Below are 23,569 nucleotides of genomic sequence, written 5' to 3'. Positions count from 1 at the left end.
GGAAGGTCAAAAGACCAACGGCCCTAGTACGGCTCGTCGAGCGGAGCGTGCGCTTTTACATCGAGTGAAAGATCGGCGAACCTGCCTTGCGCAAATCTGTCGCGCGCAACTTCAGCAATCATGGCCGCCTGGTCGCCGCATGCCGAAAGCGGCGGCATGGTCAGACGAACGCCGAGCTTTCTGCACATCTTCTCGTAAGCGCCGCGCAGCATGGGGTTCGCCGCCACGCCGCCGCCAAGGCAGAATTCCTTCGCGCCCGTCTCGATGAGCGCGGCCTTCGCCTTCGCCACCTGCACATCGACCACCGCCGCCTCGAAACTCGCGGCGATATCGGGCATGTTCAGCTCACGACCAGCCTGCTGCTCCTTTTGAATATACGTGGTCACAGCGGTTTTCAAGCCCGAGAGGCTGAAGCGTAAATCGCCCGAATGCATGAGCGCGCGCGGGAACGCGATGGCCTTGGGGTTGCCCTTCGCGGCGAGCTTGGAAATGATGGGGCCTCCGGGGTAGCCCAAGCCAAGCGCCTTCGCCACCTTGTCGAACGCCTCGCCCACCGCATCGTCGATGGTGGAGCCCATGGTTTCGTAATCACCCCAATCGCGCACGTGCACGAGCATGGTATGGCCGCCACTTACGAGCGACACCACCATAGGGGGCTGCATGCCAGGTTCGGCAATGCGGTTCGCATACAGATGGCCCTCCAGGTGATTTACGGCGATAAGCGGTTTATCGGCACCCCATGCCGCGCCCTTCGCGAACGCAAGGCCCACAACGAGCGCGCCCACCAGGCCCGGAGCATACGTCACGGCAACAGCATCGAGGTCGCGCCAGCGCACGCTTCCAACGCCCAGCGAGGCTGCTGCCGTTGCCAAGCACTCATCGCACACGCCGCAAATCGCCTCGATATGCTTGCGACTCGCAATTTCGGGAACCACGCCGCCGAAGCGCGAATGGAAGTCGATCTGGCTGGCAACCACATCGGAATGCAAGCCGCCTTGCCCGTCGATGATGCTCGCCGCGGTTTCGTCGCACGAACTCTCGATTGCCAGGATAAGCGGGCGCTTCGAAGAATCAAGTTCGACCGCGATCGCTGCCGCTTCGCGCGGCGCGCCCGACACGGCGCTCACCTGAAGTTCCATGCCAGCAACAACGGGAGCCGCCGACTCATCATGCGCAGAAGCACCCGACGCAGGCAGCGGGCCCGTCATGATGACAGCATTTTCGCGGTCGGAATAATAATGGGGACGCACGCCGATAATCGCCAAGCCGAGCTTTTCGTAGAACGCCTGGGCGCCCACGTTCGACTCGCGCACCTCGAGCGTCATTTCGGTAGCGCCCAAATTCCGCGCATCGGAAGCGACGAGCGCGATGAGCTCGGCAGCAATGCCGCGACGGCGATACGATGGGTCGGTAGCGATTTTCAGAATTTGCACCTGGCCAGCGACGATCCACCCGCCGCAATAGCCAACGAGCTTTTGTCCGTCGTATGCCGCCCACCACGTGCGGTCGCGGCGCGGCAGTTCGTCGGCAACAAGAGACGGGGACCATGCATCGCTTCCCATGCATTCGCGTTCCATAGCGGCAACGCCGGCAGCGTGGACAGCATCGAGCGGACGATACGAAATGTTGGCAGAAACGTCGGCGATTTCCGCAACCACGGCGGCACGATTCTCGATTGCCGCCGAAACGACATTGGCATGCTGCACGCCCGTCGACAAATCGCGCGGCGAGAGCGCATCGGTTTTCTCAGGGGCTTCTTTCGCCAGGCGAATGCGCTCGTTTTCCTCGGCATCGGAAAGGCGCGTATATACGGGCAGAAGCACCGAAGGGTCGCCCGGGCGCAACGCCACGGGGGCCGCGCCTGCGTTCGCGCGAGCGGCGGCGGCATTCGATTCTCCATGCCATGCGTCAGCCGAAAGATCGATATCACCCGCAGCAAGGCCAGCCTGGGCCGCAAGCAGCAAACCCGCGCCCGACACCGCCCACAGGCTTTCATCTGCGATGGCACCCAAAGGTTCGAAAATCTCTCGGTATTTCACCAAGGCGTCGCCAAGAATAGTCAAATCGCCGGCTCGCTCAGGAAGCTTCGCCTCCTGGTCGGCGACCCATTCGCACGCAATCGCAGCCTTCACCACAGCATCAGTCGTAAGGCGGGAAATCTCGGAATCCGAAATTTCAAACAGCGCGGGGTACACTTCCTTGCGCATGGCATCGGCCGCAACGAGCACGCGGCCACGCACCCCTTCCGCCCACGCGCGCCACGCGACGGCATCGAGCGTCGAGACGCCATACAGCGGCACTTCGAGCGCCGAAGCGGCACCTTTGGCCGTAGCCATGCAAATGCGCACGCCCGTAAAGCTGCCAGGACCGCGCCCGCACACGACCGCCGCGACATCGCCCTTGGGCACACCCGCTTCGGCAAGCGTTGCGTCGACTTCATTCAAAAGAATGGTATTGCTCGCGCGATGCGCGGGAATTTCCCGGCACGCGAGCGGCACCATGCCAAATGTCGGATTCTCAGGGTCGCCGCCAGGAGCCTCGGTATACATCCCAACACCAACGGCCACGACTTCATTCGCCGTATCAAATGCTAAAATGCACGCGCCGCGCGCGGCAGATTCGTTTTGCATGCTCAAGGTCCATGCACCTTTCATGGCGGCTCGGTGCCGCGAATTCATACCATACATAAAACGTACTGGCATTCTACCATCGCCCTGGCGGCGAGGCGGCTCATCCCCATCAATACAAAGAATCGCCCGCAGGCCACGCCCACGAGCGATTCTTTCGTCATATCAAAACGGCGGCGCGTTTTTCCAGAAAGCGCCGCCCAGCTTTCCCATTCTCGCCCGAAACGATTCCCGGGACAATTCTCAGAGCGCCTCTTATGCGTTCGCGCGGCGAAGCGCTGGAACGGCCTGGCGAAGCGCATGGGCCAGACTCACGCCGATCACGATTTTAATGGCGTCGAGCAGAATGAACGGAGCGATGCCCGCGAGGAAAGCGGCCATGGGACTCATTCCCGCAACAGCCATAAGCTGCGCCCAGCCACACACGTAAGAAATCGCGAGGAAAGCGAATGCAGCGACGTACTCGCGAACCAAGCCGAGAGCCTTCGACGAGGGAGCCTTCCATGCCTTGAGCACAAGCACCGCAGCAACAGCGCCCAGCACAAAGCCGATGATAAAGCCGCCCGTGGGACCCATGACCTTCGCAAGGCCGCCCGCCATGCCCGAGAACACCGGCACGCCAAGAGCGCCCAGAACAACATAGCCAGCAACGCTTGCCACCGCTTCGCGCGCGGGGAACAGCAACACCACGAACGCGAGCACCATGGTCTGCAACGTGAACGGCACAGGACCCAAAGGCACCGTAACCCATGCGCCAATCGCGATAAGGGCAATCGCCAATCCGCAAAACGCGACCGACTCCGATCGCTTGAGCGTCTGCTTTTTCTGCATGAATGAAACCTTCCCTAGGTTTGAGGACTGCACGTCACCACGAGCAGCCCATTAACAAATGCCCTAGCACTTTACCATGCGATAGTGACGAACGAAACCCCGAATTGTCAACAAATAGAGAAGCCGCCCATAACAGGCGGCTTCATGCACGATTACAAGAGTTTGCGCCACTCCGTTCGCCAGATGGCGAACGTCTTCGAGATTTACTCGAGCGGCTTGGCTTCCATCGCATCGGCGAAGTATTCCTTCACCGGCTGCTCTCCGACGTCTTTCAGGTCGTCCTCGCCAATGTGCCAGCACTGGGTTTTCGGCAGTCCTTCGACTTTGTCGGCGACGAAGACCGGGTCTTTGCCGGCGTTGCGCTGCTCGGTGTAGTCGTCAAGCGCCTTAATGGCCCATTTGCCCAAAAGCAAAATAGCGATAAGGTTCACGATGGCCATGAAGCCCATGAAGATATCGGCAAGGTTCCATGCCAGATCGAAGCTGTTCACAGCGCCGAAGTAGATGATGACCAGGCACACGATGCGGAAAACCGTAAGCAGCACGGGGCTGTCATCCTTGATGAAGCGCAGATTGCTTTCGGCGTAGAAGTAGTTGCCGATAAGGCTCGAAAACGCGAACGCGAAAATGGCGAAGGTGATCACGTGAATGCCCCACTCGCCCACCGAGTTGTTCACGGCCATCTGCACGAGCGGCATGCCGTTGAGCGCGGTGGCCGTCTCGGGGTCTTGCACGTAGAATACGAGCACCATCATGGCCGAGCAGGTGCAAATGAGCAGCGTGTCGATGTAGACCGAAAGGCTCTGGACCAGACCCTGCTTAACCGGGTGCGAAACGCTTGCAGTAGCCGCGGCGTTAGGAGCAGAACCCATGCCGGCTTCGTTGGAGTACAAGCCGCGCTTGATGCCGAGCATAACGACCGAGCCAGCAAAACCGCCGAAGATCGACTGGAAATCGAACGCCGACGCGAACATAAGGCCGAACACCGCGGGAAGCTCGCCGATATTGCTCACGGTAGTCCACACAGCAATCGCGATGTAAATGAGCGCCATAACGGGAACAACGACCGAGGTGATGATGCTGATGCGCTTCGAGCCGCCAAAGATGACGATGGCGGTCATAGCCGCAAGCACGATACCGCTCGCGATGGCGGCCTTCGTAGACATTTCACCGTCGCCGGTGTAATACGTCAACGAGCTCGTAGCATTGAACGACTGCAGGCCGTTGAAGCCGAACGCGAAGCACAGGATGAGCAGCACGGCGAACACCACGCCCAGCCAGCGCTTGCCCAGACCCTGCTCGATGTAATAAGCCGGGCCGCCGCGAAATTCGCCGTCTTCGCCGCGAACCTTGAAAATCTGCGCCAAAGTCGATTCGACGAATGCCGACGCGGCGCCGACAATCGCCATAAGCCACATCCAGAACACAGCACCCGGGCCGCCCGTGGCGATTGCGGTTGCAACGCCGGCGATGTTGCCCGTGCCAACGCGGCTCGCAGTGGACACCATGAGCGCCTGGAACGACGAGATGGAATGCTTGCCGCCAACATGCTTCTTCTCGGTGAGCTGGGTGAACATGTCTTTGATGTAGCGAATTTGCACGGCCTTGGTACGAATGGTGTACCAAATGCCCGTTGCCACAAGCAGCGCCAGCAAGATGTAGGTATACATGAAGCCGTCGATTTCGCCTGTGACATCAATGAGGAATGCGTTGATGTCCACGTTGGGCCTTTCTTCGGTATGGAACGTAACTGAAACATTTTACTCCGCCGTCGACCATTTCATGAGCTGAAATGCCTACACTTTTGCGGGTTGATGAGCACGAAAAAAGGGCCGAACAAATGCTCGGCCCTCCATGCGTTCCGTTTTGAAGGCGCGCGCCCTCGATTCGAAAGCGATTTAGTTCTTGAAACTGTGAATCGGCGCGGGAATACGACCGCCGCGGGTCACGAACGCCTCGCAGCTCGTTTGATTCACCGGAATGATGGGAGCGTAGCCCATGAGGCCGCCGAATTCGGCCATGTCGCCCACGCCCTTGCCCTCGACGGGAATCACGCGCACGGCGGTGGTCTTCTGGTTCACCATGCCGATAGCCGCTTCATCGGCGATAATGCCTGAAATGGTGGCTGCCGTGGTGTCGCCGGGAATGGCAATCATGTCCAAGCCCACCGAGCATACGCAAGTCATAGCCTCAAGCTTCTCGATGGTAAGGCATCCGTTGGCCGCAGCGTCGATCATGTTCTTATCTTCCGAAACGGGAATGAACGCGCCCGAAAGGCCGCCAACATAGCTCGATGCCATGATGCCGCCCTTTTTCACCTGGTCGTTCAGCATGGCAAGTGCCGCCGTGGTACCCGGAGCGCCCACCTGAGCCAAGCCGATTTTCTCGAGCACCTCGCCCACCGAGTCGCCCTGGGCGGGCGTGGGGGCAAGCGACAGGTCGATAATGCCAAACGGCACGCCCAAGCGGCGACTCGCCTCCTGCGCCACCAGCTGGCCCACGCGTGTGATTTTGAACGCGGTGCGCTTAATGGTTTCGCACAGGAATTCGAAATCGCGGCCGATTGCCTCATCGAGTGCACGGCTCACCACGCCCGGACCCGAAACGCCCACGTTGATAACCGCGTCGCCTTCGGTCACACCATGGAAACCGCCTGCCATAAACGGGTTGTCGTCAGGAGCGTTGCAGAATGCGACGAATTTCACGCAACCGTACGAATCATTGTCGGCGGTGGCATGCGCAATGTCTTTGATGATGTGGCCCAACAGCTCCACGGCGTTCATGTCGATGCCGGTTTTCGTGGAGCCCACGTTCACGCTCGAGCACACGATATCGGTTTCGGCGAGAGCCTGCGGAAGCGATCGGATGAGCAGCTCTTCGGCAGGAGTCATGGCCTTGTTCACGAGCGCCGAATAGCCGCCCAGCAAGTCAACGCCCACTTCCTTGCCCGCGCGGTCAAGCGTATGAGCGATTTTCACGAAGTCTTCCGACGTTTTGCAGGCCGAGGCGCCCACAAGCGAGATGGGAGTCACGGTGATGCGCTTGTTAACGATGGGGATGCCGAATTCACGCTCGATGGCTTCGCCCGTGGCGACCAGATCGCGAGCGCGCGTCGTAATTTTGGCATAGATGCTGTTGCAGAGTTCATCCACGTTGTCGCACGCGCAATCGAGCAAGCTGATGCCCATGGTGATGGTACGCACGTCGAGCTTTTCCTGCTCAATCATTTCATTGGTCTCGTGGACCTCTTGGATATTAATCATAGATATACGTCTCCAAAATGATGAATTTGGGGTGGGCCGAGGCGGCTTCGCCTCATCGAAAATGCTCAGACTTCCGCGAAGCCTCGCGACGCGGTCGCGCGAAACGCACATGCGCCCTTCGCCAAAGTCCCAGCCTTCTTGCCAACGAAAGCGGTCGCCAGCTTAGATTCGATGCATGGCGGTGAAGATTTCCTCACGCTGGGCACGCACGCGCACGCCGATTTCCTCGCCCAGGCTTTCCAGTTCAACGGCCATCGCGCCGAAGCTTTCATCGGCGGCCGAATAGTCGACAATCATCATCATATTGAAGAAGCCGTCGATGATGGTTTGCGAAATGTCGAGCACGTTCACCTTGTGATCCGAGAGATACGTGCACACGCGGGCAATGATGCCCACGGTGTCTTGACCGACCACGGTGATGATGGCTTTGTTCATGGCATACCTTTCCAAAGGATCTTTGAGCACTTTAGCGTAGTGTAGTATAGCGGTTCTTCGCTCATGTGCAGTTTATCGCCCAACCACGCAGAATGCACGAGTTGCACGAGCAGAGCGCCACAGCCTTCGGTAGCTGGGCGCTCGAGCAGCGCGGACGCTTTTTGCATGAGCTCGTTTTGCTGCGTATAATGCTCGGGTTTGCACATTCTCGATGGCGGCGTTCGCGTGGCCATCGTTTTCGTTTTCGATTCCGACAGGAGCGCACGCATGAGCACCACGCCCAAAACCACCGAAGGCCGCGAGAAATTCGGCTCGCGCATCGGTTTCATTCTTATTTCGGCAGGATGCGCCATTGGCCTTGGCAACGTATGGCGTTTCCCGTATGTATGCGGCGAATATGGCGGCGCGGCGTTTGTGCTGCTCTACCTGGTGTTCTTGGTGATTCTCGGCCTGCCCATCTTGGTCATGGAATACGCCGTGGGCCGCGCGAGCCAAAAAAGCTGCGCGCGAAGCTACAACATTTTGGAGCCCGAAGGCACCAAATGGCATTGGTATAAATGGTTCGCATTCGCGGGCAACTACATTCTGATGATGTTCTACACCACCGTCGCCGGCTGGATGATCGCCTATGCGTTCAAAATGGCGACCGGCCAGCTCACGGGACTCGGCGCATCCGCTTCCGCAAGCGCATCGGGCGCTGCCGAGCAGGCGTTTTCCGCACTGCTCTCCGACCCGTTCCAAATGCTGTTCTGGATGGTCATTATTTGCGGCATCGGCTTTTTCATCGTTGGCCTAGGCCTGCAAAACGGCGTTGAGCGCGTGACGAAGGTCATGATGGCGTGCCTGTTCGTGGCCATCGTGATTCTGGCCATCAATTCGGTTCTGCTGCCCGGCGCGCAGGCTGGCCTTGAGTTCTACCTCATGCCCGATTTCGGGAAGATGATCGAAAACGGCTTCGGTGATGCGGTATACGCCGCCATGGGCCAGGCATTCTTCACGCTTTCCATCGGCGCTTCAGGCATGGCGATTTTCGGCAGCTACATCGGCCGCGACCGTCGCCTGACGGGCGAAGCTGCAAGCGTCGCCGGCCTTTCCACGCTCATCTCGCTGCTCGCGGGCTTGATTATTTTCCCCGCCTGCTTCGCCTATGGCGTTTCGCCCGATTCGGGCCCCAACCTGGTATTCGTCACGCTGCCGAGCGTATTCGACCAAATGTGGGGCGGCCAGCTGTGGGGCACGCTGTTCTTTATTTTTATGAGCTTCGCCGCGCTTTCCACCGTCATTGGCGTGTTCGAAAACATCGTGGCGTTCTGCATGGACCAATGGGGCGTCTCGCGCCGCTCGGCCGTAGCGATCAACGCCGTGCTCATCATCGTGCTTTCGGTGCCGTGCATTCTGGGCTTCAACGTGTGGCAGGGAGTGCAATTCCCCGGCATCGGCGACATTCAGAGCCTGGAAGATTTCATTGTCTCGAATAACGTGCTTCCGCTGGGCGGCCTGGTGTATGTGCTATTCTGCACGAGCCGCTACGGCTGGGGCTGGAAGAATTTCCTCACCGAAGCAAACACCGGCGCCGGCCCGCGCTTCCCGAAGTGGGCGCACGCATGGATCGCCTACGGCATTCCCGTGCTCATGGTGGTGATTTTCATCATGGGGTATATCCCGAAGTTCCAAATCTGGTTCGGATTGTAGAAGAACGCCTGCAGCGCCAGCGCGGCTGGGCCCTCTTGCAGGCCACGGCTCGCTACCGCTTCACCATGCATGCCTTCTTTGGGTGGGCCTGGTCCCCGTTTCCGCTTCGGTCAAGTCCTGGCTCGCACGAACAGCACATTAAGTGCTGTTCGGCTCGTGCGGAATCTATCGGAAACGGAAACCAGGCCCGCCCTTTTCGGCTGTCCGGCACGCGGCCGAAGACCGTCGGTGTTCATATCTGCTTTTATTCGAAAAACGAAACACCGCCAGGGCTGCACATAGCGAGCGAAGCGAGCGGTAGCAGACCGTGGTCTTGGGACGTGCGTCGGAAAGCCGAAAAGGGCACGGGCGAGCTACAGCAGCGAATAGCGGCTGACGTGTTCGGCGTCGGCTTCGCGCACGATGCGATGCTCGGCAATAAGGTGGTTCAGGATAATAATGCCACCTTCGACGATGCACCACTTTTGAGCTGGGTAAATATCTTCCCAAGCCTGCGGCACATTCCACGTAAGGTTTTTCACCACGTCGGCGCCCGTTGTGCCAGGGTGCTCGGCAATATACGCCGCCGCTTGCTCGATGCGTTCGCAATGGTGGTTTTTAAGCCACGCAACGCGCTCGCGCCAGTCGGGACGAATTTCGCCATGAGAATGCAGAAGTCGCGAAACGCTCAGGTCACACACCTTTTGCAAGTTCGCCAAATAAATACCCATGGTATCGACGATTCCCAAGCGCAGGCCCAAGCCGGGCGAGATGGCAAACAAAATGTGGTCGCCGGAAAACAACAGACCCGATTCGCGATGGAAAAGCGAGAGGTGGCCTGGCGTGTGGCCCGCGGTATCGACGACCTCGAGCTTCGTTTGCCCTACCACAATAACGTCACCTTCGGCAACGAATTTCAAGTTACGCCCCTCGGGCTTGAAGCTGGGAATGCCCATGCCGTAACGAGCCGATTTATGCACAAGGTCGCAATCGAATCCCTCGGCGCTTACCTGGGCTTCGGTGATGCGCAGGTATTCGGCATCGCTTGAAGCCGCCATAAGATTGAAGTCGGTGAGGCTCAGGGCAATGGGGGCTTCCTTGGGAGCCACATGATCGATGAGGCCGGCGTGGTCCATATGCAAATGCGTCAAGAAAAACGACATGCGCGACTTGTCGATACCGAGCTCGTCGATGGCTGCATCGAGCAGAGCGGCGCCTTCGGGCGTCGGCGCTCCCGTATCGACGGCCAAGCATTCGCCGCCGTCGCAAATAAGGTAGCAATTCGTCTCTGACGTGGAGATATTCAAAAACGGCACGCGCACGAGATACACATCGGGGCTCGAGTTGATTTGGCGATAGTGCTTGCCTACCGCATAGGGGGTTTCGTGGGCAAACGCGCCCGCGCCTTTCAGCATGCGTTCGCTCGCCTCGGCAACGCCTTCGTTCATGCAGCCCCCTCCGTTATCATGCGCGGCCCGAACCGCGCCCAGTTCGTCCATCTTACGCAAACAATTCGAACTCGAGACGCATGAGTAAAAAGCGCACAATAAATAGTGACGAGCGGTGTTTCGCATGAAAACGCACGAAGTGCGTACCCTCTAGGATTTTTCCTCAGAAGACAGACCTTACGTACTTCAAAACACCAGTTCACATATTCAGCAGGTTGGGTTCATTCCATTGGTCTCGATACAAGGTACGCACTTCGTGCATTTTCATGCGAGACGTCTTGCCGCAATGGCGGAAAATTGCGTCTTGCATGAGCTTGGAAGCCTTTCGACTGCAAGTTGTGCGCAGAAATTCATAACTCGAGTTTTTTAAAAAAGTTCTTGCATGCAATGTCGAGAACATGCAATATATTCGCCACGCTATCGCACGATAAAGCACGATAGCAACGGCACTATGCCGCATGTTCACTCGATCGAAATTGAAGGAGGCTTGAGCGCATGACCATCGTTATCCGACAGACGCGACGACGATTCAGGAGCATGCCCTAGCCCTCTTGTGCCCCATATGCACTTCTTCAGGCAGCGCACGCTCCGTTCTCGAAACGCCGTGCGCTGCTTTTTTGTTGCCCGATTCAGGCGCGCATGGCGTTTTGCGCCCCGCGCGTCGCGCTCAGCTCGATCACACGTCATTCCAAGAAAGGAAACAACCATGGAATCCAACAAGACCGCCTACACCTACCTGGCCGCAACCGTCGCTTTCGCCATGTGCTTCTTCGCCATGTGCGAGGCTCCCGCAATTATTTCGCTCCTCTAGTTCAGAGCTCCGTTGTTTGAACGGGGCCAAAGGATGAGGATGCGGCATTTTCGTGGCGCGGGATTTCCCGTTCAAGTCGCATCAACATCCCTTGGCCCCGTTTTGCATTCTTGGCGCCGTTTTGCATTTCGGGTCGGCCGCCTGCGCCCATCGAATTGCTCAGCCTAAAGCTTTTTCCTGCGGGCGCGGAAGGCGTCCATGGGCTCAATTCGCAGGCCATTCTTGTTATAGCTCACCGCTAAATTCCCCTGGATGTTCGACACGAAGCCCGATTTGCCCAAGCCGTCGAGACAGGTTTCGATTGAAGCCGTTTCGATGCGCGCATCGCGGCCAAGCGCGAGCGAAAGCACTCGATCGATTACGCGACGAGCAAGCGGGCGCTCAACATGCGCCATGTCGGGCGAAACCAAGAAGCCCTCGCTCGGGAGCTGGCCCAACGGCTGCACCTTGGAAAGAAGCAGTTCGCACGCCTGACTGCTGAGCATGTCGTCCTCTTCGGCGATAAGGTTCATCGTGCGCGTGAGCGTTTCAAGCAGGCGTGGGTTGCGCCCTTTGGCGCGAGGCACGATTTCGTGGCGCACGAACGCGCGGAAGTAGTCGGTATCGGCATTGGTGGCATCTTCGCGCCACAGCTCGCCCGATTCGTCTCGCACGGCGCACGGGCGCTCCGCGATGAACGCCCGCAAGTCGTCGCGCCCCAGCTCGAGCAGCGGGTGGCACACGCACATGCCACCGATATTCACGCAGTAATTCATGGAGCGAAACCCGCCCGGACCCGTGCCCACAATCGAGCGCATATAGAAGTTCTCCACGCGGTCGTCTGCGGTATGCGCAGTGTATACGCGCGCTGATTCTTCGGAAAAGCCCAGGTGAGAACAGGTGCTTTCGATCGCCTGACGCGCGGCTTTATACCGCTCGTCGCGAGCGATGGCCTCCATATTGCCACCTTGTCGCACGAGCGCCGACACGTCGATTTCGCACATGAACAACGGCAGGCCGAGCGTTTCAGCCAGCTTGGCCACAAATCGGGCGTCGCCTTCGGACGCCTCACCGCGCAACTTGTGGTTCACATGCAGCATAACCGCCGCACCCAGCTCGCCGGCGGCCACCATATCGGCCACCATATATGCCAGCGCGCAGCTGTCGGAGCCGCCGCTCACCATAGCCACCGCGAAGGCGTCGGCTCCTGCCATCTCGTGTGCGCGCACCGTGGCAAGCGCGTGATCATATACGGTTTTGTGCGCCATGGCGGCCCCATCATCCAAAAGCGCCCAGCCGACGAATCGGCTAGGCGCCCATTTTCGAAAAACGTTCGTTACTGCGCTGCTTCAAAAATCTCGGAGAATTCATCCAGCAGGCGTTTTACCGGCAGGCCGACAATATTGTCGAAGTCGCCATCGATGCTCTCGACCAGAGCGCGGCCGTCGCCCTGAATGCCGTAAGCGCCAGCCTTGTCCATGGGCTCGCCGCCGGCAACGTATTCGGCGATAACTTCGTCGGTGAGTTCCTTGAACGTCACGCGGCTCGTTTCAGTGAACGTGCGGAAGCCCAGCGAAACCTCTTTGTTGGGCGGCGCGCTCACGAGCCACACCGAAACGCCTGTGATAACCTGATGGGGACGGCCGGAAAGCTCGCCCAGAATGCGGCACGCGTCGTCTTCGTCGACGGGCTTGCCGTAGATCTTTCCGTTTGCCGTAACTACGGTGTCGGCGCCGATGATCGCCGCGGCACCCACGTATTCGGGGTCGCCAAGCACCTGCTGCACAATGGCGCCCGCCTTGCGCTCGGCGAGCTTTTTAGCAGCTTCCTCGGGCTGGCGCAGCAAATCGGGTTCGAGAGATTCGTCTACATCGGCGCTCAGCACCGTGAACGATACGCCCTCACGCTCAAGCAGCTCACGACGGCGGGGGCTTCCGCTTGCAAGAATGATTTCAACTTTCTGGGGCATGAACTTTCCTTTCCGGCGTTCTATCGAACGAAGACCATGTCAGTGTCGCGCGGCGGCGAGACGCGACGTGCCGTCCTTCAATGGATCCGCACGCCGCGATGCACTTGGGCTCATTCCTGAAGCGCACAGCCCGCGAATCGCTGCACCAATCTCGTCTTACCTATATATATCTATCGCCGTTCGAGCAAAATAATATTCTCGGCGTGGCTCGTGTGCGGGAACATGTCCACCGGCTGCATTTCCACGATGCGCCAACCGCGCTCGGCGAGAAACGCCGCGTCGCGCGCCTGCGTTTGCGGGTTGCACGAAATGTAGACGATGCGCTTGGGCGCAAGCTCGCACGCAGCCTTGAGGAATTCCGGCGTGGAGCCCGCACGAGGCGGATCCATCATGAGCACGTCGAGCGGCGCCCCCTCGTCGGCCATGAGGTGCATGTATTCGCCCGCGTCGGCCGCAACGAATTCGGCTCGCTTGATGCCGTTGTGACGCGCATTGTTGCGGGCGTCGGCCACGGCATCGGGGCGCTCCTCAACGCCAATCACGCGTGCGGCGCCCGGATTGCCGTCAACGCCGCGCGCGGCCACAAGCCCAATCGTGCCCGTGCCGCAGTACGCGTCCATAAGCACCTCGGTACCCGTAAGCTTCGCCATCTCGATCGCGCGACGATACAGCACTTCCGTTTGCGTTGAGTTGACCTGGTAAAACGATTTTGAGGAAATGCGGAAGCTCAGCCCACACAGCTCATCGAGAATGAAGCCCGGGCCAAACAGCGTGCGCTCCTTATCGCCCAGGATTACATTCGTTTGACGCGTGTTCACGTTCTGCACGACCGTCGTGATGGACGGGTGCTTCTCGCGCAGCGCGCGCACGAAACCCTTCGCGCCGGGGAATTGATCTTCACGCGTGACCACCGTGACCATGATTTCGCCCGACGTATGCCCGATGCGCACCTGCACATGGCGAAGGAAACCCTCGTCGGTGTCTTCGTCGTAAGGCTCAATGCGGAAACGGCGCATGAGGTCGCGAATCGTAAGAATAATGCGCTTGGCTTCGCGATTTTCGAGCAGACATTCGTCAGAATCGATCACGCGATGCGTTCCGCGTTCGTACATTCCACACAAAACACGCATTTGACGTGCTTTTTTGTCCCATATGCCAACATAGGGCGACACGACCTTGTTGCGATAGTAACGCGGGTCGTCCATGCCCAGGATAGCCCGCACCGCCGTTTCGGGGTCGAGCAAACCGTCGAAAAGGCCCTCGACTTCGCGCTGCTTGCGTTTCAGCTGTTCGGCATACGGCACAGCAAGCCACTCGCAACCGCCGCATTTGCTGTCAATAGGGCAGAAAAACGCCCCTGGCGCAGCGTTTCCTCGAGCGCAGCCCGCGCGAAGCTCGCCGTTACGGCGGGCCGGCGCAGCCTTGGCGAACTTGGCCGGTTTGCCCGATTTAGATGCCTTTCCCGATTTGTTCGGTTTGCTTGGCTTGCCCAGTTTGCTCGGTTTGTTTGACCTGTTCGCATCGCTCGGCTTGCCTGGCCTATCCAGATTGTTTTTGCCGGAACGGGCGTCCATCGAGCGATTTCCGCCCTTGCGATTCAGCTTCGTGCCATCGAAGGTCGCCAATTCGTTTTTCGCGGGCGCATCGCCCTTCGCGCCGCGGCCTTTCGACACGCGACGCTCGTCGACCTTTCCCGGTCGAGCACTCGGCTTGCGACGCTGAGCAGCAGCACCGCGCGCCGTAGATGAGTTTTTGTGATTTCCGCTTTTCATGCCTGCCATTCTACTATGCGGCGCCCGCGCGCGGCACCGCTCACTCGCGGCAACACGCCCCGTACACAGGCATTTTCGCCCCACGCGCAACTCGCGTATAATTGGCGGCTGGAAAACCACGCCGCGTGACGGCGTTCAAAGGCCACCAAGAAAGGCCACCTATGCCATCATTTTTCAAAGACCTTCGCGAATTCTTATGGCTCTATCGCCAAGGATTCCGACCAACCGAATACCTTCGCAACTCCGACCGCATCTCGCTGCACGCCTGCGGATGGCGCGCAAACGGAAGCGGACGCATGAAAACGGCCCGCGACGCCGTCGCCTACCTCGAAGGGTCGATGCCCGAGCAGTGGCGCCAGGTGTACTGCGGCCTCACGCCGTTCCTCGTGTCGGATCGAGGCAACGTGCGCCTCATCGACGGGTCCGAGCCGCGCATGATGCTCGCGAACGGGCGCTACCAAATCGCCTACAAGCCCGAAGAGCAACACCCATCGCGACGCGGCCGCCGCGGCGGCATGGCTCACAAGAAACGCGTGTACCGTTCGGTGCTCGTGGCCATGGCATTCCTCGATTTCAAAAAAGGCGATGCCGAACATGAAGTTCATCACGTTAATGGATACCGCACCGACGATCGCCTGGTAAACCTCATGGTGCTCACGCACGACGAGCACACGCGCATCCATAACATGGGGCCCTGCGGCCTAACTGCGCCGCTCGACGACGCTGTGCGCGACGCCGGGCTTCTCGCGGAAGTGAAGCCCATGGGCGCAATGAAGCTGCGCCGCGTAAAGAAGAAGGCGCTCAAACGCGCGCTCGAGACACCCAAGACGACCAAAAACGCGATTGCAGATGACAGCGCGAATAATAGCGAGGCGCTCGACGCCCCAGAGATTTCGGCCGGCGAATCGCAAAAACCGAACCGCGCGGAAATAATCCCCGTTGAAGCGCCTGCCGGCACGTTTACCTGCAACCCTCTGCCCGTGCTTGACGAAGCGGGCGTATTCGCTACGCCCGAAGCTCCTGAAATTCTTGCCATAAAGCGCGCGGAAGAGGCCCAATGCGAAGCTGAAAAGCGAGCCGCCGAGGAAAAAGCGGCTGCAGAAGCGGCCGAATTGGCGGCGATTCCCGCACGTGGCGATCATAAGGCCGAAGAGAAATCGAGCCTTCAAACGGCTGCCGAAGAGGGCCTGGCCGAAGTAGCCGAAAAACTCGACGCGGTCTGCGTGCGCTCGGGTGCCCGCGCACAGGAAATGATTAACGGAGAAGGTCCAACCAAAGCGGCCAAACGGCGCGCGAGCAAAAAGCGCGCCGAAGCCCGTCGCGCCGAGGAAAAAGCGGCCCGACGCGAGGCTCAAAAGCAGATCGCGAGCGAAGGATCGCAGGTCGAAAGCGATATTCTCGACGAGACAAGCACAGAAGCCGAGCGCGCGAGCGAATACCCCCAGGACGCCCTCATCGCGACAGAGTGCGAAATCGCGATTGAAGAAGGCGCTGCCGCAGAGGGTGAAGCTGTTATCGAAGAAGCCGTCATCACCGCAGAAGACGAAGCCGACATCGATGAGGTCGCCGCCGCAGAGGGGAAAGCCGACATCGATGAAGCCTCCATCGTCGAAGCATTGGCGGAAGCGGAGGTTTCCGAACAGATTGAACCTTCTTGCCAGAATATGTCCCCTTGTCAGAATACGCCATCTGAACAGGGAGTTTCTTCAGAGCAGGTCGACTCTTCGAAACAACCCATTCCTTCTGATCAGGCCGATCCTTCAGAACAAGCCGTTTCTTCAAGACGGGCCTCTTCTTCGAAGCAATCCTCTTCTTCGAGTCAGGCCGACCAGAAATCTGCTAAACGCTGCGAGCATTTAGCAGATCCGAAGCGCGATACGGCAGAAATCGATTGGGCCGCCGCGCGCGAAGCACTTGCGCGCGAGACCAAGGCGTACCTGAAAGCGGCGCGCAAGCTTTCTCGCAAAGACGATGCCAGCAGCAAGCAGTTCGCTTCCGCCGCGAAACCGGTGTACAAGGCATTCAAGCCCTTCCTCACCTGCCCCGATGAGGTATGCGCTTTCGACGCGTGCCTTGTCTGCATTCGCCTTATCGCGCAAGATGCACAGACCCGCGCAAAACACGGCCAACCGGAGTTGCCGCAAACGACGCATTCGCTGCTCGGCAATTTCCAAAAACTCATGAGGACTTCTGTGCGCAAGCTCATTCGCGACGACGAAATCGTTGCCGCGTGCACCGAAGAACTGCTGCGCGAAGAAGCGACCAAGCCGGTTTACAAATCGCTTCCAAATGGCCCATTGAAGCAAAGCCTTGATATCATCAACTCAAAGAAACCGAAGGAAGCGGCCAAGCTGGATGAGGCGTCTCAGGCCAAACCCGAAGAAAACACGGCAACGGAAGGTAAGGCCCCCGAGGGCAAGGCTTCCGAAGGCAAGCGCCACCGAAGGAGGCGACGCAAGAAAGAACCCGCCGAAAACAAGGGGTCCGAAAAGCAAAACCGAAACGCGGAAGCCGAAGGAGACGCCAAAGCAAAAGCAACCCAGTAAGACTCGCAGAAAGGCACCATCATGAAGTTCATCGTTCGTTGGCTCATTACCGCCCTTGCCGTTGCGTTTACCGTTTGGCTCGTTCCTGGCATTGGGTTTGCCACGGCGGGCAATTCCGTCATCGACGTCGTGGCGTTCGCAATTGTGCTTGCCTTGCTCAATATGGCCGTGAAGCCTATTCTCCAAGCGTTGAGCCTGCCTATCACGGTGCTCACGTTCGGCCTGTTTTACCTGGTCGTGAATACGGCAATGCTGTACTTGGCATCGGGCATTTCGGGCGGGCTGTTCGGCGTTGATTTCTATATCGCGTCATTCGGCAGCGCATTCATCGCGAGCATCGTGATCAGCATCGCAAGTTCGATTTTGAGTTCCATCATCGAATAGAGCCGAAAGCGCGACAATTCCTCAAAGCGCGGCAAGCTCGGCAAAACACGCCCCTGCGCAACACCAGCGCACCAAAACGCCAACCCGGCGAGAGACGTCATCGCAAACAAAAAAGGAGCCTTTCGGCTCCTTTTTAAATGCGCGTCGTTCTTACTCTTCGTCGCTCTTGACCCAGGAGAACATGTCGCGAATCTTCGCGCCCGTCTTCTCGATCTCGTGGTTGTTGATGGCCTCGCGCTGCTCGAAGAGCCACTTGTGGCCGTTCTTGCAGTCGGCAACGAATTCCTTGGCAAACTCGCCGTTCTGGATGCGAGTGAGGATTTCCTTCATGGCCTCGCGAGACTGCTCGTTGATGACCTTCGGGCCGGCATAGTACTCGCCGTACTCAGCCGTGTTGGAGATGGAGTAGTTCATGAAGTGAATGCCCGACTCGTACATGAGGTCGACGATCATCTTCATCTCGTGATAGCACTCGAAGTACGCGAGCTCGGGCGGATAGCCAGCCTCGGTCAGGGTCTCAAAACCAGCCTTCACGAGCTCAACGAGGCCGCCGCAAAGAACAGCCTGCTCACCGAAGAGGTCTTCCTCGGTCTCCTGCGCGAAGGTCGCCTTGATGATGCCGGAACGGGCACCGCCAACGCCCCAGCAGTAGGACATGGCGATATCCCAAGCATCGCCGGTAGCGTCCTGAGCGACGCAAGCCAGGTCGGGCACGCCAGAGCCCTCGGTGAACTGGCGGCGCACGATGTGACCCGGGCCCTTAGGAGCGCACATGATGACGTTGACGTCCTCGGGGGCCTTGATGTAGCCATAGTGGATGTTGAAGCCATGAGCGAAAGCGAGCGTGTCGCCAGCATGCAGGTGCGGAGCGATGTGCTGCTCGTAAACCTCAGGCTGCAGCTCATCGGGAATAAGAATCATGATGACGTCGGCTTCTTCGGCAGCCTCGTCCTCGAGCATGACCTTCAGACCAGCCTCTTCAGCCTTAGCCCAGCTCTTGGAGCCTTCGCGCAGACCAACGCGAACGTCGACGCCCGAGTCCATGAGGTTGAGCGCATGGGCATGGCCCTGCGAGCCATAACCGATAATCGCAACCTTCTTACCCTTGATGACTTCGGGGTTCACGTCATTTTCGTAATAGATAGTAACAGCCATGAGTTTCTCCTTTTCTTTGACTGCATACAACAACTTTGCAAGGGCTTGGCGCGCGGCGGAGCGTGCATGGCGCAGTTCCGCACGAGCCGAACAGCACTTAATGTGCTGTTCGTGCGAGCTCAGGACTGTTTGAGCACGCTGCACGTTCCTCCGCGTACCAAGCCCTGCTGGACAGACCGATCGTCGAAGAATGACTTGGCTAGTCCTTCGAATTCCTCGACATGGCGATTTTGCCGGTTCGAACGAGCTGCTTCAGACCGTAGGCTCGGAAGAGGTCCTCCATCGCCTCGAGCTTGCTTTCGTCACCCGTCGCTTCGATCGTGAGCGAATTTTTACCCACGTCCACGATATTGGCTCGGAAGACGTTCGCGATCTCGATAATCTCGTGACGGCGATCGGCCGGTGCGCTCACCTTGAACAATGCCAGCTCGCGCTCGATTGCGTCTTCGTCGGTGAGGTCGGTGATCTTGTACACGCTCACCAACTTGTGCAGCTGCTTGGTGATTTGCTCGTAGCCAACCTCGTCGGCGTTCACGATTGCCGTAAGGCGGCTCATCGTGGAGTCTTCGGTAGGGGCAACGGTAAGCGACTCAATGTTGAAGCCACGGCGCGAAATCATGCCGGTCACGCGCGAGAGCACGCCCGACTTGTTTTCAACCAACACGGAAAGGATGTGCTTCATTATTCCTCGCCCTCCTTTTCGTCCTTCTTGCCGACGCCTTTGCCGTTCACGCGAACAGCGCCAAGCGTAACGTCAATCGCGCCAATCACGTTGTCGAGCGCAGCGCCCGGCGCAACCATGGGATACACGTTCTGGTCAGGAGAAATGGCAACGTCGAGCAAATACGGCTTATCGCTCGCAAGCATGCGCGCAATCGCGGGAGCCACCTCTTCGGGCTTCTCGATGCGCTCGCCTTCCCAACCGTATGCGTCGGCGAGCTTCACGAAATCGGGCACTGGGTCGAGAATCGTGGACGAATAGCGCTCGTGATAGAACAGCTTCTGCCACTGATGCACCATGCCCAGGGCGCGATTGTCGAGCAGGAACACCTTCACGGCGGCGTTGTTGATAGCCGCGGTCGCCATTTCCTGGCTGTTCATCTGGAACGAGCCGTCGCCGGCAACGCACACGACCTGCTTGTCGGGGCAGCCGAACTTGGCGCCGATAGCCGCGGGGAAACCGAAGCCCATGGTGCCCAAGCCGCCGCTCGAAAGGAACGAGCGCGCATGCTCGCGGCCAATGTGCTGGTGGGCCCACATCTGATGCTGGCCAACCTCGGTCGTCACGATGGAGTTATCGGAGTCGAGCTGCTTGGAAAGTTCGTCGAGCGCAACCTCGGGAACAATCTGGTTCGGATAGTCGTTGAACTGGTCGTCGTAATACGGCCAGCGCTCACGCCATTCATCCACCGTTTCGACCCATTCGGCGTCGACGGGCTCAGCGCCCGATTTCTCGAGCTGGGCCACGATGCCGCCCAGAATGCCCTGGGCGTCGCCGACGATAGGCACGTTCGCCTCGCGAATCTTGCCGATTTCGGCCGGGTCGATATCGATATGGATGACCTTGGCGTTCGGCGCGAATTCATCGAGCTTGCCGGTCACGCGATCGCTGAAGCGGGCGCCGGCGGCAATGATGAGGTCGCATTCCGTCATAGCCATGTTGGCGTACTTGGAGCCATGCATGCCCACGGGGCCCAAGCTCAACGGATGCGAGCTGGGGAAACAACCTTTGCCGAGCAGCGTGGTAACCACGGGGATCTGCATAGCTTCCGCGAGCGCCTTCAATTCCTGGCACGCGTGGGAACTCACGATGCCGCCGCCTGCGTAGAGCAGCGGACGCTTCGAGGTCTCAATAAGCGCGGTCGCCTGCTTGATTTGCTTGGCATTGCCCTTGTACGTGGGGCGATAGCTGGGAATGTTCACGCTATCGGGATAGTGGAACACCATTTCGGCACCCTGCAAATCGCTCGGAATGTCGATGAGCACGGGACCCGGACGGCCGGTCGAAGCAATGTAGAAGGCCTCGCGGAACGTCTCGGTAAGGTCGTCGGTCGACTGCAGAAGGAAGCTGTGCTTCACGATAGGCATGGTGATGCCCACGATGTCGGATTCCTGGAACGAGTCGGTGCCAATAACGCCGCGCGTGACCTGGCCCGTAATAACCACCATGGGAATGGAATCCATGTATGCGGTCGCGATGCCCGTCACCGTGTTCGTGGCGCCCGGGCCGCTCGTTACCAGCACAACGCCAACCTTGCCCGTGGCGCGCGCGTAACCATCGGCCATGTGCGTGGCGCCCTGCTCGTGGCGGGCGAGCACATGGTGCAGCTTCTTGCTGTCGTACAGTGCATCGTAAATTTTGATGGCCTGGCCACCGGGGTAACCGAACACGGTATCGACGCCTTCGGCCTCAAGCGAAGCAATAATCGCCTGGGCGCCCGTCATCGTTTTGCCCTCGTGCTCGGTATGGCTGCCGGGTCCAAGCGGCTTGCCTTCAATGGCGAGCTGCTTTTGAGCCAGCTTGTCAGTCAAGGTGTTCATCATGAGACATACGCTCCCTTGTCGGCGCTTGAAACGAGTTTCGCGTACTTGGCAAGCACGCCGTGATTATGCTTGGGCGCAGGCGCCACAAAAGCGGCGCGGCGAGCAGCGAGTTCCTCGTCGCTTACATGAAGCTCGAGCTTGCCGCCTTCAATATCAACGGTGACCTGATCGCCGTCTTCAATAAGGGCGATGGGGCCGCCCGCTGCAGCTTCGGGGCTCACATGGCCAACGCAGGGGCCCTTCGAGGCGCCGGAGAAGCGGCCGTCGGTCAGAAGCGCAACGCTCTTGGACAGGCCCATGCCAACAATGGCACTCGTGGGCGTGAGCATTTCGCGCATGCCCGGGCCACCCTTCGGGCCCTCGTAGCGAATAACGACCACGTCGCCGGGCTTGATTTCGCCAGCGAAAATCGCCTCGCAGGCCTCTTCCTCGCTGTTGAAGCAACGGGCGGGACCGGTATGCGTGAGCATGCTGGGGTCGACGGCGCTCTTCTTCACGATGCCGCCATCAGGGGCGATGTTGCCATGGAGCACGCGCAGGGCGCCCACCTTGGAGAACGGGTTGTCATGCTTGCGGCACACCTCGCCGTCGGCCGGCTTGGTGCAGTTGGCGATGTACTCGGGAAGCGGGCCCATGCAGGTAATCGCGCTTTCGTCGAGCAGGCCCAGCTCGTTGAGCTCATGCATGACAACCGGCACGCCGCCCACGGCATACAGGTCGATAAGCGGGCGCGGGCCAGAAGGCTGCAGCTTCACCAAGTGCGGCGTGCGGGCGCTTGCCGCGTCCCAGTCGTCCATGGTGATGGGGTGGCCGGCCGCCATGGCGATGGCGGTCAGGTGCAGCACCGTGTTGGTGGAGCCGCCAAACGCCATATCGCATTCCATGGCGTTGTGAATTGCCGCCTCAGAGATGATGTCTTTGATGCAAATGCCCTTTTCGAGCAGCTCCATGACCTTCATGCCTGCATGCTTTGCCAGACGCAGGCGCTCGGAGTACACGGCGGGGATGGTGCCGTTGCCGGGAAGCGCGATGCCCAAAGCCTCGCACAGGCAGTTCATCGAATTCGCGGTGAACATGCCCGAGCAGCTGCCGCACGTGGGGCATGCGGTATCTTCGTAGTACTTGAGCTGCTCTTCGGTCATCGTGCCGGCGCTCACTTGGCCCGCGCCGTCGAACAAGGTGTTCAGGTCGGTCGTGGGGCCGCAGTTGCAACCAGCTTCATGACCGGGAAGCATGGGACCACCGGAAACGAACACCGTGGGGATGTTCACGCGCAGGGCGCCGAGCACCATGCCGGGAACGATTTTGTCGCAGTTGGGAATGCATACGGCAGCATCGAATTGATGGCCCTGAACAGCGCATTCGAAGCTGTCGGCGATGGCTTCGCGGGAAACGAGCGAGTAATGCATGCCATCGTGGTTCATGGCAATGCCGTCGCACACGCCGATGGTGGAAATCTCGAACGGAACGCCGCCGGCCATATAAATGCCAGCCTTCACGGCTTCGCAGATTTTATCGAGGTTATTGTGACCCGGAATAATGTCGTTGCGGGAATTGAACACCGCGACGAGGGGCTTCTTCATTTCTTCATCGGTAAGGCCGTCGGCCTTCAGCAGGCTGCGGTGGGGAGCACGCGCCACGCCAACTTTAACGGCATCGCTACGAAGTTGCATCGTTTCTTCCTTCTTCCTTCAAGCGTTATCGCTAGCCCAAGGAATGCGGTCGACCGAAGACACTTCGCTCTCGATGCCTTATCACGGAAGGCGCCGGCGTTGCATACTGACGGTGGCGCGCGGTGGGTGTTCCGCGTTGACCAGCTGCGTTCAGCTTCGCTGCTCGAGGGAGTTTTCGGAGCCGTCCACCGCAGGTTCTCAGCACGCCTGCTTGCTGTGGGATGGATTCGTTCCTACTCGCCCTGTCGTCGCATTTATTGAGTGACGTTGATTATACGGAGCGCACGGCTAAGCGCAAGGGGCTATCGCGCTTTAATGCGATAAAGTGAACGAATTTCACAAAACAGTTGCCTGGATTGTGAACAGATAACTTTTCGCTGCGAGCGGAAACCAATCAGCCGCCCGCACGCAAACGCGCGCCACTGGCCGTGAAGCGTCCAAATGCGGCCGCCAAACAATCG

The 23,569-nt window shown here is 59.1% G+C and carries 16 protein-coding genes; 3 read left to right on the top strand and 13 right to left on the bottom strand.

Features of this window, described 5'->3' with window-relative positions:
• Positions 1 to 23: 23 nt before the first annotated feature.
• The 5 genes from tsaD to Q0D41_RS06415 form a co-directional block, all read right to left on the bottom strand.
• Complete coding sequence (gene tsaD / locus Q0D41_RS06435; protein ID WP_294377030.1) at positions 24 to 2,630, bottom strand: tRNA (adenosine(37)-N6)-threonylcarbamoyltransferase complex transferase subunit TsaD; 2,607 nt, start codon at positions 2,628 to 2,630, stop codon at positions 24 to 26.
• A gap of 252 nt (positions 2,631 to 2,882) precedes the next feature.
• Positions 2,883 to 3,458: a biotin transporter BioY gene (locus Q0D41_RS06430; RefSeq protein ID WP_294376889.1), complete on the bottom strand. Its 576-nt coding sequence runs from the start codon at positions 3,456 to 3,458 to the stop codon at positions 2,883 to 2,885.
• A 203-nt stretch (positions 3,459 to 3,661) separates the two neighbouring features.
• A complete protein-coding gene (locus tag Q0D41_RS06425) occupies positions 3,662 to 5,179 on the bottom strand; it encodes a sodium:alanine symporter family protein (RefSeq protein ID WP_114615239.1) in 1,518 nt (505 codons plus the stop codon).
• A 177-nt stretch (positions 5,180 to 5,356) separates the two neighbouring features.
• Positions 5,357 to 6,721, bottom strand: a complete 1,365-nt coding sequence (locus tag Q0D41_RS06420) for a PFL family protein (RefSeq protein ID WP_294376884.1) — start codon at positions 6,719 to 6,721, stop codon at positions 5,357 to 5,359.
• Between the two features lie 162 nt (positions 6,722 to 6,883).
• The gene (locus tag Q0D41_RS06415; protein WP_114615240.1) at positions 6,884 to 7,156 is read right to left on the bottom strand and encodes an ACT domain-containing protein; all 273 of its coding nucleotides are present in this window, start codon (positions 7,154 to 7,156) and stop codon (positions 6,884 to 6,886) included.
• Positions 7,157 to 7,423: 267 nt separating this feature from the next.
• Here Q0D41_RS06415 and Q0D41_RS06410 point away from each other — a divergent pair, with 267 nt between their 5' ends.
• A complete protein-coding gene (locus tag Q0D41_RS06410; protein ID WP_294376881.1) occupies positions 7,424 to 8,848 on the top strand; it encodes a sodium-dependent transporter in 1,425 nt (474 codons plus the stop codon).
• Positions 8,849 to 9,201: 353 nt separating this feature from the next.
• Here the strand turns inward: Q0D41_RS06410 and Q0D41_RS06405 are convergent, their stop codons facing one another.
• The 4 genes from Q0D41_RS06405 to rlmD all read right to left on the bottom strand — a co-directional run bounded on the left by Q0D41_RS06405 (position 9,202) and on the right by rlmD (position 14,806).
• Positions 9,202 to 10,275: an MBL fold metallo-hydrolase gene (locus Q0D41_RS06405; RefSeq protein ID WP_294376879.1), complete on the bottom strand. Its 1,074-nt coding sequence runs from the start codon at positions 10,273 to 10,275 to the stop codon at positions 9,202 to 9,204.
• A gap of 975 nt (positions 10,276 to 11,250) precedes the next feature.
• Entirely contained in the window at positions 11,251 to 12,333 is a 1,083-nt protein-coding gene (gene tilS / locus Q0D41_RS06400; protein ID WP_294376876.1) for a tRNA lysidine(34) synthetase TilS, read from the bottom strand.
• Between the two features lie 68 nt (positions 12,334 to 12,401).
• Positions 12,402 to 13,034 carry a nucleoside triphosphate pyrophosphatase gene (locus Q0D41_RS06395; RefSeq protein WP_294376872.1) on the bottom strand — a complete coding sequence of 211 codons (633 nt, stop codon included), beginning with the start codon at positions 13,032 to 13,034 and terminating at the stop codon, positions 12,402 to 12,404.
• Between the two features lie 170 nt (positions 13,035 to 13,204).
• The gene (gene rlmD, locus Q0D41_RS06390; RefSeq protein WP_294376868.1) at positions 13,205 to 14,806 is read right to left on the bottom strand and encodes a 23S rRNA (uracil(1939)-C(5))-methyltransferase RlmD; all 1,602 of its coding nucleotides are present in this window, start codon (positions 14,804 to 14,806) and stop codon (positions 13,205 to 13,207) included.
• A gap of 161 nt (positions 14,807 to 14,967) precedes the next feature.
• On the opposite strand from rlmD, the gene Q0D41_RS06385 reads away from it, so the two are divergent.
• Positions 14,968 to 17,352: an HNH endonuclease gene (locus Q0D41_RS06385; RefSeq protein WP_294376866.1), complete on the top strand. Its 2,385-nt coding sequence runs from the start codon at positions 14,968 to 14,970 to the stop codon at positions 17,350 to 17,352.
• A gap of 21 nt (positions 17,353 to 17,373) precedes the next feature.
• Positions 17,374 to 17,736, top strand: a complete 363-nt coding sequence (locus tag Q0D41_RS06380; protein WP_294376864.1) for a phage holin family protein — start codon at positions 17,374 to 17,376, stop codon at positions 17,734 to 17,736.
• Positions 17,737 to 17,886: 150 nt separating this feature from the next.
• On the opposite strand, the gene ilvC is transcribed toward Q0D41_RS06380, so the two are convergent.
• The 4 genes from ilvC to ilvD form a co-directional block, all read right to left on the bottom strand.
• Positions 17,887 to 18,891 (bottom strand): ketol-acid reductoisomerase, encoded by a 1,005-nt coding sequence (ilvC, locus tag Q0D41_RS06375; RefSeq protein WP_114615268.1) that lies wholly within the window; start codon positions 18,889 to 18,891, stop codon positions 17,887 to 17,889.
• Between the two features lie 199 nt (positions 18,892 to 19,090).
• Positions 19,091 to 19,573, bottom strand: a complete 483-nt coding sequence (gene ilvN / locus Q0D41_RS06370) for an acetolactate synthase small subunit (RefSeq protein ID WP_294376858.1) — start codon at positions 19,571 to 19,573, stop codon at positions 19,091 to 19,093.
• Positions 19,573 to 21,435 (bottom strand): biosynthetic-type acetolactate synthase large subunit, encoded by a 1,863-nt coding sequence (ilvB, locus tag Q0D41_RS06365; RefSeq protein ID WP_294376855.1) that lies wholly within the window; start codon positions 21,433 to 21,435, stop codon positions 19,573 to 19,575. Before ilvB ends, ilvN begins: the two co-directional genes overlap by 1 nt.
• Positions 21,432 to 23,108: a dihydroxy-acid dehydratase gene (ilvD, locus tag Q0D41_RS06360; RefSeq protein WP_123219791.1), complete on the bottom strand. Its 1,677-nt coding sequence runs from the start codon at positions 23,106 to 23,108 to the stop codon at positions 21,432 to 21,434. Before ilvD ends, ilvB begins: the two co-directional genes overlap by 4 nt.
• Between the last annotated feature and the right edge of the window lie 461 nt (positions 23,109 to 23,569).

This window comes from uncultured Slackia sp., from assembly GCF_934630525.1.
Taxonomy (GTDB): Bacteria; Actinomycetota; Coriobacteriia; order Coriobacteriales; family Eggerthellaceae; genus Slackia.
This window is presented reverse-complemented; position numbering and strand designations above follow the sequence as displayed.

Bases quoted from the DNA above. Each gene is read 5' to 3' on its own strand.
- Q0D41_RS06405 (WP_294376879.1), bottom strand. From the start codon at position 10,275: ATGAACGAAGGCGTTGCCGAGGCGAGCGAACGCATGCTGAAAGGCGCG.
- Q0D41_RS06415 (WP_114615240.1), bottom strand. From the start codon at position 7,156: ATGAACAAAGCCATCATCACCGTGGTCGGTCAAGACACCGTGGGCATC.
- rlmD (WP_294376868.1), bottom strand. From the start codon at position 14,806: ATGAAAAGCGGAAATCACAAAAACTCATCTACGGCGCGCGGTGCTGCT.
- ilvN (WP_294376858.1), bottom strand. From the start codon at position 19,573: ATGAAGCACATCCTTTCCGTGTTGGTTGAAAACAAGTCGGGCGTGCTC.
- Q0D41_RS06410 (WP_294376881.1), top strand. From the start codon at position 7,424: ATGAGCACCACGCCCAAAACCACCGAAGGCCGCGAGAAATTCGGCTCG.
- Q0D41_RS06430 (WP_294376889.1), bottom strand. From the start codon at position 3,458: ATGCAGAAAAAGCAGACGCTCAAGCGATCGGAGTCGGTCGCGTTTTGC.
- Q0D41_RS06385 (WP_294376866.1), top strand. From the start codon at position 14,968: ATGCCATCATTTTTCAAAGACCTTCGCGAATTCTTATGGCTCTATCGC.
- ilvB (WP_294376855.1), bottom strand. From the start codon at position 21,435: ATGATGAACACCTTGACTGACAAGCTGGCTCAAAAGCAGCTCGCCATT.
- Q0D41_RS06395 (WP_294376872.1), bottom strand. From the start codon at position 13,034: ATGCCCCAGAAAGTTGAAATCATTCTTGCAAGCGGAAGCCCCCGCCGT.
- Q0D41_RS06420 (WP_294376884.1), bottom strand. From the start codon at position 6,721: ATGATTAATATCCAAGAGGTCCACGAGACCAATGAAATGATTGAGCAG.
- tsaD (WP_294377030.1), bottom strand. From the start codon at position 2,630: ATGCAAAACGAATCTGCCGCGCGCGGCGCGTGCATTTTAGCATTTGAT.
- tilS (WP_294376876.1), bottom strand. From the start codon at position 12,333: ATGGCGCACAAAACCGTATATGATCACGCGCTTGCCACGGTGCGCGCA.
- ilvC (WP_114615268.1), bottom strand. From the start codon at position 18,891: ATGGCTGTTACTATCTATTACGAAAATGACGTGAACCCCGAAGTCATC.
- ilvD (WP_123219791.1), bottom strand. From the start codon at position 23,108: ATGCAACTTCGTAGCGATGCCGTTAAAGTTGGCGTGGCGCGTGCTCCC.
- Q0D41_RS06380 (WP_294376864.1), top strand. From the start codon at position 17,374: ATGAAGTTCATCGTTCGTTGGCTCATTACCGCCCTTGCCGTTGCGTTT.